The organism is Arthrobacter sp. S39 (assembly GCF_004320525.1).
Lineage (GTDB): Bacteria > Actinomycetota > Actinomycetes > Actinomycetales > Micrococcaceae > Arthrobacter.
The window spans coordinates 63,346-76,907 of the sequence record NZ_SIHX01000011.1 but is presented as its reverse complement, the minus strand read 5'-3'; the positions used below and the strand labels follow the sequence as shown (position 1 = coordinate 76,907).

16 protein-coding genes are annotated in these 13,562 nt (G+C 66.3%); 11 read left to right on the top strand and 5 right to left on the bottom strand.

Going from position 1 to position 13,562, the window contains the following annotated elements; genetic code table 11:
* Nucleotides 1-7: 7 nt before the first annotated feature.
* Genes EYS21_RS19165 through EYS21_RS19155 form a run of 3 tightly spaced genes read right to left on the bottom strand, consistent with a single transcriptional unit; the run spans nt 8 to nt 2,999 of the window.
* Nucleotides 8-1,099, bottom strand: a complete 1,092-nt coding sequence (locus EYS21_RS19165) for a Gfo/Idh/MocA family oxidoreductase (RefSeq protein ID WP_131134838.1) — start codon at nt 1,097-1,099, stop codon at nt 8-10.
* Nucleotides 1,084-1,782: a ThuA domain-containing protein gene (locus EYS21_RS19160; RefSeq protein WP_131134837.1), complete on the bottom strand. Its 699-nt coding sequence runs from the start codon at nt 1,780-1,782 to the stop codon at nt 1,084-1,086. The genes EYS21_RS19165 and EYS21_RS19160 overlap by 16 nt, the downstream gene beginning before the upstream one ends.
* Nucleotides 1,779-2,999 carry a Gfo/Idh/MocA family oxidoreductase gene (locus EYS21_RS19155; RefSeq protein WP_131134836.1) on the bottom strand — a complete coding sequence of 407 codons (1,221 nt, stop codon included), beginning with the start codon at nt 2,997-2,999 and terminating at the stop codon, nt 1,779-1,781. The genes EYS21_RS19160 and EYS21_RS19155 overlap by 4 nt, the downstream gene beginning before the upstream one ends.
* Before the next feature lie 179 nt (nt 3,000-3,178).
* Here EYS21_RS19155 and EYS21_RS19150 point away from each other — a divergent pair, with 179 nt between their 5' ends.
* The 10 genes from EYS21_RS19150 to EYS21_RS19100 all read left to right on the top strand — a co-directional run bounded on the left by EYS21_RS19150 (nt 3,179) and on the right by EYS21_RS19100 (nt 11,675).
* Nucleotides 3,179-4,216, top strand: coding sequence for a LacI family DNA-binding transcriptional regulator (locus EYS21_RS19150; protein ID WP_131134835.1), 1,038 nt, complete (start codon nt 3,179-3,181; stop codon nt 4,214-4,216).
* Nucleotides 4,217-4,314: 98 nt separating this feature from the next.
* Nucleotides 4,315-5,157 carry a sulfurtransferase gene (locus EYS21_RS19145; protein WP_131134834.1) on the top strand — a complete coding sequence of 281 codons (843 nt, stop codon included), beginning with the start codon at nt 4,315-4,317 and terminating at the stop codon, nt 5,155-5,157.
* Nucleotides 5,158-5,348: 191 nt separating this feature from the next.
* A complete protein-coding gene (locus EYS21_RS19140; protein ID WP_131134833.1) occupies nt 5,349-5,651 on the top strand; it encodes an urease subunit gamma in 303 nt (100 codons plus the stop codon).
* Between the two features lie 8 nt (nt 5,652-5,659).
* Nucleotides 5,660-6,016: an urease subunit beta gene (locus tag EYS21_RS19135; RefSeq protein WP_131134832.1), complete on the top strand. Its 357-nt coding sequence runs from the start codon at nt 5,660-5,662 to the stop codon at nt 6,014-6,016.
* On the top strand, nt 6,013-7,743 hold the full coding sequence (gene ureC / locus EYS21_RS19130; protein WP_131134831.1) for an urease subunit alpha: 1,731 nt from the start codon (nt 6,013-6,015) through the stop codon (nt 7,741-7,743). Before EYS21_RS19135 ends, ureC begins: the two co-directional genes overlap by 4 nt.
* 19 nt (nt 7,744-7,762) lie before the next feature.
* Nucleotides 7,763-8,248 (top strand): urease accessory protein UreE, encoded by a 486-nt coding sequence (ureE, locus tag EYS21_RS19125; protein WP_131134830.1) that lies wholly within the window; start codon nt 7,763-7,765, stop codon nt 8,246-8,248.
* 162 nt (nt 8,249-8,410) lie between these two features.
* Nucleotides 8,411-9,085: an urease accessory protein UreF gene (locus tag EYS21_RS19115; protein WP_131134829.1), complete on the top strand. Its 675-nt coding sequence runs from the start codon at nt 8,411-8,413 to the stop codon at nt 9,083-9,085.
* Between the two features lie 12 nt (nt 9,086-9,097).
* Nucleotides 9,098-9,715: an urease accessory protein UreG gene (ureG, locus tag EYS21_RS19110; protein ID WP_131134828.1), complete on the top strand. Its 618-nt coding sequence runs from the start codon at nt 9,098-9,100 to the stop codon at nt 9,713-9,715.
* Nucleotides 9,716-9,780: 65 nt separating this feature from the next.
* Complete coding sequence (locus tag EYS21_RS19105; protein ID WP_131134867.1) at nt 9,781-10,614, top strand: urease accessory protein UreD; 834 nt, start codon at nt 9,781-9,783, stop codon at nt 10,612-10,614.
* Entirely contained in the window at nt 10,614-11,675 is a 1,062-nt protein-coding gene (locus tag EYS21_RS19100) for a nickel transporter (protein WP_131134827.1), read from the top strand. The genes EYS21_RS19105 and EYS21_RS19100 overlap by 1 nt, the downstream gene beginning before the upstream one ends.
* Here the strand turns inward: EYS21_RS19100 and EYS21_RS19095 are convergent.
* Nucleotides 11,632-11,853: a hypothetical protein gene (locus tag EYS21_RS19095; RefSeq protein ID WP_131134826.1), complete on the bottom strand. Its 222-nt coding sequence runs from the start codon at nt 11,851-11,853 to the stop codon at nt 11,632-11,634. The genes EYS21_RS19100 and EYS21_RS19095 overlap by 44 nt on opposite strands.
* A gap of 135 nt (nt 11,854-11,988) precedes the next feature.
* On the opposite strand from EYS21_RS19095, the gene EYS21_RS19090 reads away from it, so the two are divergent.
* Nucleotides 11,989-12,957 (top strand): serine hydrolase domain-containing protein, encoded by a 969-nt coding sequence (locus tag EYS21_RS19090; protein WP_242633509.1) that lies wholly within the window; start codon nt 11,989-11,991, stop codon nt 12,955-12,957.
* On the opposite strand, the gene EYS21_RS19085 is transcribed toward EYS21_RS19090, so the two are convergent.
* On the bottom strand, nt 12,944-13,447 hold the full coding sequence (locus EYS21_RS19085) for an SRPBCC family protein (RefSeq protein ID WP_131134824.1): 504 nt from the start codon (nt 13,445-13,447) through the stop codon (nt 12,944-12,946). The genes EYS21_RS19090 and EYS21_RS19085 overlap by 14 nt on opposite strands.
* Nucleotides 13,448-13,562 lie beyond the last annotated feature (115 nt).

The window sequence follows — 13,562 nt, the reverse complement described above, 5'->3', positions numbered from 1 at the left end:
AAACCCGCTAGCCGCCGAGGTCCGTCAGCGGCACAGCCACGGGCCGGTCGCACCGGCTCGCCACCTTGACAGACTGCCCCAATGCCGCCGATTCCAGCACGGATTCCATCACTTCCAGCACGTGGAAGGCCAGCTGCCCGCCGGGCCGTGGTTCGGTTCCGGCAGGCGTGACGGCGATGTCATGCAGCCCGAAGCCCCGGGCGGCGTCAACATAACCGGCCGACACGGGAAGCACCTCCCAGCCCTCGCCGCCGAGCGTCCGGAGCTTCACTTCGCCGTCGAAACGGTTGGGATCGGGGACGATCAGCGAGCCGGCGTCACCGTGGATTTCCAGGTTCGCGGACTGCGTGGCCACGGCGTCGAAGCTCATCACCAGCGTGGAGAGCGCGCCGGACTCGTGCACCAGCACCCCGGTGACGTGCGTGTCGGTGGAGACGGGAATGCTTTCCCCGGCGCGCGGACCCTTGCCGATGGTCCTGTCGGAGCGCGTGTGGCTGGCCGCGCCGATCACGGAAACCACCGGCCCCAGCAGCGTGACCAGGGCGGAGACGTAGTACGGCCCCATGTCCAGCAACGGGCCGCCGCCCGGCTGGTAGTAGAAGTCCGGATTGGGGTGCCAGCGCTCGTGGCCGGGGGTCATCATGGTGGCGGTGGCTGAGATGGGCGTGCCGATCAGGCCGTCGTCGATCGCCTTCCTGGCGGTCTGGATGCCGGTCCCCAGGACGGTGTCCGGAGCGCAGCCGATGACGGCGCCCGCCGCCGCTGCTGCCTCCAGCACCTTGCGTGCCTCTTCAGTGGTGGCGGCGAGCGGCTTTTCGCCGTAAACCGCCTTGCCGGCGGCGATGGCCCGCAGCGCAATGTCCGCGTGTGCGGCCGGAATGGTCAGGTTCAGGACCAGGTCCACCGCGGGGTCCGCGAGCAGGTCATCAACGCTCAGGGCCCGCACGCCCGGCTGGCCGGCCGCGACGGCTTCCGCCCGCGCGAAGTCAAGGTCCGCCACGGCCACCAGCCGGACTGATGCCAGCCGCGGGAAGGTGGCCAGGTACTGGGTGATGATGTTGCCGCAGCCGACCACGCCGATGTTCAACGGCTTGCCCACAGCATGCCCCTTTCGATGATGGTGCGGACGTTGTTGTCCTTGAGGATGTCCACGCTGTGGCCGGGGGTGGCGACGAAGATCTTGCCCTCACCCCACGACCGCGTCCAGACCGCCGGTGAGACCACGTCCCGGTGCCAGGCGTCCTTTTCCCTGGCCGGCAGGGTGGTGGTGGCCAGGACGTCGATGTAATCATCGGACAGCACCCAGTACTGCTCGGTGAAAAGCTCGAAATCGCCGATGCCCGCGGTGATGGGATGCTCGGCTGCGGCGGGCAGCATGTTCACCGTGTACGTCCGGAAATTGTCCGAGGCGTCACCGTGAGGCTCGCCGTGGTCCTTGGACGGATGGCAGGCGAACTGGCCCCCGATCAGGTGCAGGTAATCAGAGCTGTTCCGGTACGAATCGGCGATCCCGCCGTGCCAGCCGGCCATGCCCGTCCCGGCCGCGATCGCGGCGCGGAGCCCTTCGAACTCGGCCCTCTCGATGGTGTTCATCGTGTTGCACTGCACGATCAGGTCCACCCCGGCGAGGTAGGCAGCGTCGGCGTACACCGCCGTCGACTCCTCCACCCGTACGGTAAAGCCCTGCTCGCGCAGGAACGGGATGAACAGGTCCGTGGCTTCGACCGGCTGGTGGCCGTCCCAGCCGCCGCGCACCACGAGCGCGTTTTTTGTGGTTGTCATGCTGTGTGTCCTTCTTGTCCGTCCACTGGGGTCCAGCGGGAATCCTGGCCTGCACTGTTTTCCACGGCCGCCAGAACGCGCTGCACCTGGAGGGCATCGGCGAACGACGGCGTGGGCTGGGTTCCGGCGCCGATGGCCGTCACGAGGTCCACCACCTGGTGCGTGAAGCCGTGTTCGTAGCCCAGCCCGTGGCCCACCGGCCACCAGTTACCCGTGTAGGGGTGGTGCGCTTCGGTAACGTTGATCCGCCGGAACCCGCGCGAATCCGGGTCGGCGCCGGTGCCGCCGTCGTAATAGTTCAGGTAGTTCATGTCCTCGAAATCGAACGCGATGGACCCCTCGGAACCGTTCACTTCCAGGCGCATGGCGTTCTTCCGGCCCAGCGCCACCCGGCTGGCCTCAAAGACTCCGATCGGGCCGCCGTTGAACCGTGCGCTGAAGACCACCGCATCGTCCACGGTGACCGGTCCGCGCTCGACGCCGGCACCCACCGCGCCGCTGCCGCCGAGGCCCACGAAGTCCCCGCCCACCGGGCGTTCCTTGGTGAAGGTCTCCATGATGGCCGAGACGCCGGTGATGCTCTGGCCGGTGACGAACTGTGCGGCGTCGATGCTGTGGGCGCCAATGTCGCCGAGGGCGCCGGAGCCGGACTTCGACTTGTCCATCCGCCACGTCAGCGGCGCGTTCTCGTCCGAAAGCCAGTCCTGCAGGTACTGCGCCCGGACCTGGCGGATGGTTCCCAGCTTGCCGTCCCGGACCATGTTCCGCGCAAGCGTCAGCGCAGGGGTGCGCCGGTAGGAGTAGCCGCACATGGCGTACACCCCGCGGGCTGCTGCCTCCGCGGCAACGGCCGCCATTTCCTCCGCTTCAGCCACGCTGTTGGCCAGCGGCTTTTCACACAGCACGTGCTTCCCGGCCTTCAATGCGGCGATGGCGATCTCCGCATGCGTGTCGCCGGGTGTGCAGATATCCACGAGGTCGACGTCGTCCCGTTCCACCAGTGCCCGCCAGTCAGTTTCGGTGCCGGCCCAGCCCAGGCGGCTGGCGGCCTCGGTGACGCGGCCGCGGTCCCTGCCTGCAAGGACACTCAGCTCGGGGGCCAAGGGGAGGTCGAAGAAGCGCGGGGCGGTGCGCCAGGCGTGCGAGTGGGCGGCGCCCATAAAGGCGTGGCCCACCATTCCCACGCGCAGCGGAGGGGCGGTGTCAGGCGTGGTCATAGCTGTGGTGTTCTCCATTGATCCCGTAGTCGAAATATTTCGCAAGTAATTCGTAGGCTGTGATAAAAAGTAGTTGCCCAGCATGGTCAGCGTCAAGGATTGTCCGCCGGTTGTTTGACCTCGGAGCTCATTTCTGTTCATGCTGGTTCCTCCGAAATTTTTCGAGAAAGTCTGCACCCATGCCTGCCAAGAGCGCCGCCAAAGTGAACCTCGCGGACGTTGCCGCGCTCGCCGGCGTCTCGGCGCCTACGGTCTCCAAGGTGATCAACGGCCGCGATGACGTGGCGGATGCCACCCGTGCCCGCGTGCAGGATGCGCTCGGCAAACTCGGCTACGAATCACCGGCGCAGCGCCGTTCCAAGTCGTCCGGGCCGGCACTCGTGGACCTGGTCTTCCATGGCCTGCACAGTTCGTACTCCCTGGAAGTGATGGCCGGGATTGTGGAATGCGCCGCTGAAGAGGGTGTGGAGATTGTGCTCAGCGGCGTCAAGCCCGCCAAGCTCCGCAGCGTCGACCATGAGCAGTGGTCCCAGCGGCTTGCCGAATCGGGCCGCAAAGGACTGATCTTCGTGACGTCCGTGGTCACTGCCGGCCAGCTTGAATCATTCCGGCGCCGCAACATCCCGGTGGTGGTGATTGACCCGCTGAGCCCTCCCGGCTCCGGGTACGTAAGCATCGGGGCCACCAACTGGGCGGGAGGCAAGGCCGCCACCGAGCACCTGATCGGGCTGGGCCACCGGAAAGTCGCTTTCCTGGGCGGGCCCGAGGCTGTCGAATGCAGCGTGGCCCGGCTGCACGGCTACCTGGCTGCCCTTCGTGCCAACAACCTCCCGGCAAGCCCCGGCTACGTCCTGCCCGGCCGGTTCAACCGTGACAGCGGAGTCGCCGGCGCACGCCAGTTGCTGGCCCTGGCGGATCCGCCCACTGCAATCTTCGCCGCGAACGACGTCATCGCGTTGGGTGTCCTGGACGAGGCCCGGCGGCAGGGGATCCGCATCCCCGAACAGCTGAGCGTGGTGGGCTTCGACGGGACGGACCTCACCGAGCAGTCCGTCCCCCGCCTGACCTCCGTGGCCCAGCCGCTCCAGGAAATGGGCTGGGCGGCCCTCCGGACGGTGCTGCGGCTGGCGAAGGGCGAAACCCTGGAATCAAACCACGTGGAGCTGGCCACCCGGCTGGTGGTTCGGGATTCAACGGCCCCGCCTCGGGCTGAATAACGGAATCGACCGTAGCCGGAGGGTCTTGAAAGCGGCGCCGTGTCCATATTGTGAGATTTTGATCTCAACATATGACCGGGCGATTTAGACTCCAGTGCATGAGGAACAGCGTCTGGAATTTGCAGCCCTTTGTTGGCTGGAGCTGGTGCGCGGGCAACCCGGGGAAGTTCGTCCTGGTGGACACCCGCTGGTACCTTGATGGATCGTCGGGCAAGGACGCGTACGATGCCGGACATCTCCCGGACGCCGTGTTCGTCGACCTGGACCGGTGGCTTTCCGGGCCGGCGTCGAAGGACGCCGGGAGGAACCCGCTGCCCGATCCCGAAGTGTTTGCCCGTGGGATGCGGGAAGCCGGCATCAATGACTCTGACACCGTAATTGCCTATGACGACGCAGGCGGAGTCATCGCGGCCCGCATTGTCTGGATGCTCCGATCGACGGGCCACAGCGCCGCAATCCTGGACGGCGGCATCGCCAGCTACCCGGGCGAACTCGCCACGGATACCCCGCAAAGACCGGAAGGAGACTTCCCGGCCCGAGTCTGGCCCCGGAACCTGCTCGCCGACGTCTCGGAGGCGTCTTCCGGCAAACACGCGGTTGTGGACGCGAGGAATCGTGACCGCTTCGACGGGCACCAGGACCCCATCGACCCCCGCCCGGGGCACATCCCCGGCGCGGTGAATGTTCCGTGCCGTGGAAACCTGGACTCCTCGGGACGCCTGCTGCCGGAGGTCCAGCTCCGCGGGAATTTTGAACGTGCCGGCATTGTCTCCGCCGAGGACACCATTAGCTATTGCGGATCGGGAGTGACTGCCTGCCACAACCTGCTGGTCCTGGAGCACCTTGGTGCAGGGCGAGGCAGGCTGTTCGTCGGTGGCTGGTCGCAGTATGGGCACGCAACGGACCGGCCTGTCGAAACGGCCTCGATGCGCACCCCTTAATTACATAACTGCAGGTGGAGCCCGATCGGGCCGCGGACGGGCCCAGGACGGACGCCGGAAATCTGACGGAAACCTGACCCGCCTACTGTGATGACGAAGGACCACCGTGGAGGCGATGCACCGGAAATGCTGGCTATGCATGACCCTTCGGTCTATAAACGTAGGACCGCCCAGCAGCCGAAGGAAACCTGATGCATCTGATGCCCCGTGAGCAGGAAAAGCTCATGATTGTGGTGGCCGCCGACCTCGCCCGGCGGCGGCAGGCCCGGGGCCTCAAACTGAACTTCCCCGAAGCCGTGGCCATCATCAGCTATGAACTGATCGAGGGCGCCAGAGACGGCCGGACCGTGGCGGACCTGATGAGCTACGGCACCACCGTCCTCACCCGTGAGGATGTGATGGAAGGCGTCCCCGAAATGATCCACGACGTCCAGATCGAGGCCACGTTCCCTGACGGCACCAAGCTCGTCACCGTCCACGATCCGATCCGATAGGGCAGGCCATGATCCCAGGCGAGTACATCCTCAGGCCCGAACCGGTGACGGTGAACGCCGGGCGGAAGGCGGCCGACGTCGTCGTCACCAACACCGGTGACCGCCCCGTCCAGGTGGGTTCACACTTCCACTTTGCCGAAGCGAACGCTGCCCTCAAGTTTGACCGGCAGGCTGCCTACGGCCGCCGGCTGGACATCCCCGCCGGGACGGCGGCGCGCTTTGAGCCGGGCGACAGCAAGACCGTCCGGCTGATCGAACTGGCCGGCAGCCGCGAGGTCTACGGCCTCAGCAACGCGGTCAACGGCCCGCTCGACGGCGGCAATCCAGACGGCGGTCCCGGCACCGGTAAGGAGGACGCCCAGTGAGCTTCGATCTTCCCCGCAGGCAATACGCGGACCTGTACGGCCCGACGACGGGCGACGCCATCCGCCTGGCGGACACTGAACTGTTCCTCGAAATCGAGAAGGACCTCACCGTCTACGGTGAGGAAGTGGTGTTCGGCGGCGGCAAGGTGATCCGCGACGGCATGGGCCAGAACGGCCAGGCGATCAGGGATGAGGACGTCCCGGACACCGTCATCACCAACGTCGTCATCCTCGACTACACCGGCATCTACAAGGCCGACGTCGCCCTCCGGGACGGCCACATCTTCAAAATCGGCAAAGCCGGCAACCCGCAGATCACCGACGGCGTGGACATCGTCATCGGCGCCAGCACCGAAATCATCGCCGGGGAGCGGAAAATCCTCACTGCAGGCGGCGTGGACACCCACATCCACTTCATCTCCCCGGACCAGGTGCCCACCGCCCTCACCAGCGGCGTGACCACCATGGTGGGCGGCGGAACCGGACCCGCCGAAGGTACCAAAGCCACCACCGTCACCCCCGGCAAATGGCACATCCAGCGGATGCTGCAGGCGGCCGAGGGGCTGCCCATCAACATCGGCCTGTTCGGCAAGGGCCACGCCTCCGCCGTCGAGCCCCTCGCCGAGCAGATCCGCGCGGGCGCCATCGGGCTCAAGGTCCACGAGGACTGGGGTTCCACCACGTCGTCCATCGACACCTCCCTGAAGGTGGCCGACGAGTACGACGTCCAGGTGGCCATCCACACCGACACCCTCAACGAGTGCGGCTTTGTGGAGGACACCATCCGCGCCATCGACGGCCGGGTCATCCACACGTTCCACACCGAAGGCGCCGGCGGCGGCCACGCCCCGGACATCATCCGGATCGCCGGGCTGCCCAACGTCCTGCCGGCGTCGACCAACCCCACCCTGCCGTACACGCGCAACACCATCGAAGAGCACCTGGACATGCTGATGGTCTGCCACCACCTCAACCCGGACATCCCCGAGGACGTGGCGTTCGCCGATTCCCGCATCCGGGCCGAGACCATCGCCGCCGAGGACGTCCTGCAGGACCTCGGCATCTTCTCCATCACCTCCTCCGACTCCCAGGCCATGGGCCGCGTGGGCGAAGTGATCACCCGTACCTGGCAGGTGGCGGACAAGATGAAGAAGCAGCGCGGCGTCCTGGAAGATCCCGACGGCGGTGTCCACGGCACTGCGGGCAGCGACAACTTCCGGCTCAAGCGCTACGTGGCGAAGTACACCATCAACGCCGCCATCGCCCAGGGTATGGCCGACTCCATCGGCTCGGTCGAGGAGGGCAAGTTCGCGGACCTGGTGCTCTGGGACCCCGCATTCTTCGGGGTCAAGCCGGAGCTGGTGCTCAAGGGCGGCCAGATCGCCTACGCGCTGATGGGCGACGCCAACGCCTCCATCCCCACCCCGCAGCCGCGCACCATGCGCCCCATGTTCGCCGCGTTCGGAAAGGCGGTGCAGCAGTCCTCCATCACCTTCCTGTCCCAGGCAGCCATCGACGCAGGAGTCCCCGAAGAACTGGGCCTGCAGAAGGTCATCCGGCCCGTCTCCGGCATCCGCACCCTGACCAAGGCCGACCTCAAATACAACGGCGCCACCCCCGACATCCAGGTGGACCCCGAAACGTACAAGGTGACGGTCGACGGCGAAGACGTCACCTGCGAGCCGTCCGACGTCCTGCCCATGGCCCAGCGCTACTTCCTCTTCTAACCACCACCCGGAGCCTGACGTGATCATCGAAAAAGTCCTCGGCAACCTGCACGAGCTGCCCACTTCAGACCTCGCCGCCTACACGGGGCTGCACCGCGAAAAAGTGGTGCTGCCCAGCGCCCAGCTGGTCAAACGCATCCAGCGCGTCACCACCGACCACGGCAAGGAACTCGGCATCCGGCTGCCCTCCGGCTCCGGGGATCTGCGCGACGGCGACATCCTGCACGTGGCCGAAACCAACATGATCGTCGTGTCCGTGCTGCCCACCGACGTCCTGGTGGTGGCACCCCGGACCATCCACGAAATGGGCATCGTGGCACACTCCCTCGGCAACCGTCACCTCCAGGCCCAGTTCTTTGACTCGACCTCGGAGTACGGGGCCGAGGTCATGGTTTGCGCTTACGACCACACCGTCGAGGACTACCTTCGCCACGTCGGCGTGCCCTACGACCGCCAGGAGCGCGTCATGCCTGTGCCTTTCCGCCATGCTGAGCACTCGCACTAGACTCCAGGCGCCGGTGGTCGAGCCTGTCGAGACCCAGCGATCGGTTGGGTGCGGCTCGGGGGCTTCGACGGGAGATAGGGGCCGTGCCCGCTTCGCGGTGCCCACCACGCCGCGGCCCCTATCTCCCGCCTCCACCGATCCGAAAGGTAACCTTTCGTCGAGGTGCTTGTCGTGAGCTATCAGCTTGCTTTGCAGCAGCTTACGGATTCTGCTTTGCCTACAGGGGCGTTTGCCCACTCACTTGGCTTCGAGGGGTACATCGAACGGGAGCTCGTTTTTGATGAGGGGTCGTTTGGGGTTTGGCTTTCAGCCTTCGTTTCGCAATCGCTTTCTTACTCTGACGGGTTGGCTATCCGGTTCTTGTATGAGGGTGCTGATGTGGGGGAGTTGGATGTCCTTTTGTCTGCATCGCTTCTTCCTCGGGAGGTTCGGGAGGCCAGTTTGAAGATGGGTGGGCGGTTGCTGGAGATCGGGACCGAGGTTTTTCCGTCGGCTGAGCTCGCACGGTACCGGGACCTGGTGACCACCGGCCGCGCGGCCGGGCACCAGCCCTTGGCGTTCGCCGTCGTCGCGCGTTCCCTGGGCGTGCCGCTTTCCGAAGCGCTTGGCGCCTACCTTTTCGCGACGGTCACATCGCTGACACAGAACGCGGTCCGGGCCATCCCGCTCGGGCAGAAGGCCGGCCAGCGGCTGCTGCGGAAAGCGGCCGACGACGTCGCTGCCGCCGCCGAGCGGATCGCCCACCTGACGCCGGACGACTTCGGGGCCGTCAGCCCCGGACTGGAAATTTCACAGATGCGGCACGAGCGCCAACGTGCCCGAATGTTCATGAGCTAGCAGGAGGACAACATGACTGAACCCATCAAAATCGGCATCGGCGGCCCGGTGGGCGCCGGCAAGACCCAGCTCGTGGAGCGGCTCACCCGACACATGAGCCGGGAGATCTCCATGGCCGCCATCACCAACGACATCTACACCATCGAGGACGCCAAAATCCTGGCCGCCAACGGCATCCTGCCCGAGGACCGGATCATCGGCGTCGAAACCGGCGGCTGCCCGCACACCGCCATCCGCGAAGACACCTCCATGAACACCGCCGCCATCGAGGAACTCAAAGCCCGGCACCCGGACCTGCAGGTGATCTTCGTTGAATCCGGCGGCGACAACCTCTCCGCCACGTTCAGCCCCGAACTCGTCGACTTCTCCATCTACATCATCGACGTGGCCCAGGGCGAAAAGATCCCCCGCAAGGCCGGACAGGGCATGATCAAGTCCGACCTCTTCATCATCAACAAAACCGACCTGGCCCCCCACGTCGGCGCAGACCTCTCAGTGATGGAGCGGGACTCCAAGGAATTCCGGGGAAACAAGCCGTTCTGCTTCACGAATCTCAAAACCGACGAAGGCCTCGACGCCGTCATCGAATGGGTGCGGCGCGACGTCCTGATGCTCGACCTAGCCACGTGAGCGCCGTCCCGGTGGTCGAGCCTGTCGAGACCAACGCACCCGGACCCAGCAACGGACAGGCTCCCATGGGGGCCCTTGAGCTTCGGGTCGCCTTGCGTGGACAGCGATCCGTCGCTGCGCATCAGTACCATCAAGGCGCCTTGAGGGTTTTGCGGCCGCATTACCTGGATGATTCCGGGCAGGTTTGCTATGTCGTGGTGAATCCTGGCGGGGCGTATTTGGGGGCTGATCTCTTTGTCCTCGATGTCGAAGTCGCTGATGGGGCTGACCTTCTTTTGACGACGCAGTCGGCTACCAAGATTTATCGGACTCCGGGGTCTTTTGCTGAGCAGCGGATGACTTTGCGGCTGGGGGAGGGGGCGCGGCTGGAGCTGATGCCCGACCAGCTGATCGCCTACCGGGAGGCCAGCTACCGGCAGAACACCCACATCACCGTGCGGCCGACGTCGAGCCTGGTCATGGCAGAAGTGATCACGCCCGGCTGGTCGCCGGACGGGGCGTCTTTCCGGTACGAGGAATTGCGGCTGCGCAACGAAATCCGGGTGGAATCCAACGACGGCAACACCGACCTCCTCGCCCTCGATAACCTGCTGGTCCGGCCGCCCGCCGGCGACGTGACCGGCCTGGGCTTTATGGAGGGCTTCAGCCATCTGGGCTCGTTGGTGGTGGTGGACGCGCGCGTTGACCAGGCGCTCGCGGATGCGCTGCACGCCCTGACCGCAGGCCATGAGGCGCACACCGGAATCTCCCTGACACGCACCCTCGCCGGAACCACTGGGCTGGTGCTGCGCTCGCTCGCGAACAGCACTGAAAGGCTCAACGGCCTGCTGGGCGCCTGCACGGCATTGCTCCGGGAACGCTGGCACGGGCAGGAGCCCCTGAACCTGAGGAAGTACTGATGAGCGCGCTGACGCAGATCGCCGTAATGTACCGCGAGCGGGACACCCTGCCGTTCCGGACCCGGCTGTTTTTCACCTTCGGCGCGGTGGCCGCGCTGCACGTTGCCGCCGTCGTACTTCTGCTCAGCGGAACGGCAGGGGGCGGCCAGCCCCTTGCCTTGGGCTTGGTGCTGACCGCCTACCTCGCGGGCGTCAAGCACAGCTACGACTGGGACCACCTGGCCGCCATCGACAACTCCACCCGCAAGTTCGTGGCCCAGCGGCAGGACCCGGTCAGCGTGGGCTTTGCGTTCAGCCTGGGGCACAGCTCGGTGGTGGTCCTTGCCGGCGTCCTGGTGGTTGCCGGCGCCACGATGGTGGGGCAGTTCATGGAGGACGGCTCGGGAGGCAACCTGGTGCTGGGCCTGATCGGGAGCGGGGTGTCCGGCCTGTTCCTGCTGGCCATGGGGATCTTCAACGGGTCTGCTTTCGTCCGGGCCGCGCGGGCCTACCGAAGCGCACACGCCGGCGGCAGCATCGCCGTCGAAGACCTGGAAACGCAGGGTCTCGTGGCGCTGCTCCTGGCCAGGCCGCTGTCCAGGGTCCGACGGCCGCGGAATATCTACGTGATCGGGTTCCTGTTCGGGCTGGGCTTTGACACAGCCACCACCATCGGGCTGCTGGTGATGACGACGGCGGCCTCACTGGCCGGGGTTTCTCCGCTCGCCCTGATCTCGCTGCCCCTGGCGTTCACCGCGGCCATGACCCTCTGCGATTCGCTGAACGGCGTGGCGATGATGCGGATGTACCGCGCGGCCCTGGACGATCCGCGCCGGAAGCTCGGCTTCAACGCGGCCGTGACCGGCATTTCCGCCCTTTCCGCCCTGTTCATCGCTGTGATCACCCTGGGAGGATTCGTCAACACGGCCTTCGGGCTGGACGATCCGCTGACCAGCTGGCTGGGTGGAATCGACCTTGGCGACGCCGGGCTGCTGCTGATCGCACTGCTCCTGGCGGTGTGGGGCGCGGCGTCGCTGCCTACGCGGGGCAGCACTGCGGGGCGGTCCCGCGCTTCGGGCTGAAGCTGCGCGTCCACCCGATTGCCAATTGCCGGATGCGGTCTGCCCGAGGTTTGCGCTGCGGCGCGATTGACCGGCGTTCCGCCGCGGCCCGCAGCTGGTCCCTGTGCAGCTGGCTGACCCAGATGTCCCGTTCCTGGTGCGTGAGCGGCAGCCACAGCTCGGCGGGGATGTAGTTCATTCTCCTGGCTCCTTTTTCCAATATTGATGAACTTCGATGCAACAGATGATGCGCTCTATATCGATGATTGTCAATGCTTTGCAGGTGCTTGTCCGCAGTAGGGGCCCCCTCCCGGAACTGGGTAACGTAGGCGGCATGGATCGTGATGCCGGCCCGATGGGCCAGTTACTGGGCGAACTGCGGCGCTCGCATCCCAGGCTTGCCATTGCCACGATTGTCGGCGGGGAAACCACCACTGCGATCACCGGGGTCCAGCTCGAGGCAGACTTCGAAATCGGCTCCGTTTCCAAGGCAATCACCGGGCTCCTGTATGCGGACGCCTGCGAACGCGGTGAAGTCCGGCCGTCCACCTCCCTGGGTGAGTTGTTACCCTTGGGCGATTGCCCGGCCGGGCAACTCACCCTCGCGTCCATGAGTACGCACTCATCAGGCTTGCCCCGGCTGCCCCCTTACCCCGACAGGTGGCAGCGTTCGTACAGTCTCTGGCGGCACGGTCGGAACCCCTACGGCGAAGACCTGGCGGAATTGCTGGCCCAGGCGCGGAGGGTCCGGCTGAAATCGCCCCGCCCGCGGTATTCGAACCTCGGATTTGAGCTGCTCGGCCACGCCGTAGCCGCAGCGGCAGGGCTGACGTTCCGGGCCCTGGTGGCCGAACGCCTGAGCAATCCGCTGGGACTGACGTCGACGTATGTCCCCGCCACCAATAGCAATCTCGGCCCCCGCGCCCTTTCCGGCAGCAACCGGAAGGGCCGCAGCCAGGATCCCTGGGTGGGTGAAGCGCTCGGCCCGGCCGGCGGCATCCGCTCCACCATCGGTGACATGGCCACCCTCGCGGGAGCGCTCCTGGACGGATCCGCGCCCGGCGTTGCGGCCCTGGACCCGGTGGCCAGCTTCGCCGGGCCGGCGGCACGCATCGGGGCTGCATGGATGACCCTCGAAGCCAAAGGCAGGACCGTGACCTGGCACAACGGGGCCACCGGCGGGTTCAGCTCCTGGATCGGCCTGGACCGGGAAACCGGCACCGCGGCAGTCCTGCTCTCAGCCACCGCCGGCTCGCTGGACCACCACGGCTTCCGGATCGTGGCTGGCCTCAGCGCCGGCTGACTTCGTGAACAAGCCAGCGGTCGCCGGCAGCCGTGTGCCGGGTGACAGCCTTAGCGGGTCTTTCGAGGGGGGCGCCGAGTAGTTCGGCCCGGAATTTGACTGCTGAGACGTACTGGGCCAGCGCCGCGGTGATTCCGGGCAACGCCCTGCGGACCACGCCACGAAGCGGGCCGCTGGCCGTCAGCTTCACTGCGAGAAGGGTAAGGCCTGCGTGCTCGGTGAGGGTAAACGTGCGCTTGACCCTGAGCAGTCCCAGCGGCAGCCCGCCGCTCCACGTCATGACCTGCCCCGGGACCTGGCGGACCCGGAGGCGAAAGGTGCGCTTGCCGCCGTCGGGCGTTCGGATTTGGATCGTTTCACCGTGACGCACGTCGCCCCGGATGTCCACGATCCCGGAGTCCCACACCGGGTAGTTGCCGCCGTCCGTGATGATGTCCCACACCGTATCGGATCCGGCCAGGACAACAGTCTCTGCCTCGAACGATTCCATGGATTCAGGCTATCCGGCGGCCCGTGGCCAGCGGCCGAAGTTGCCCGATCCAGGCATGTGATTTGGCTGACGCAGCGGAGCGTCCTTAGCTTGTGGGGAAAGTGGGGCTGTGCGG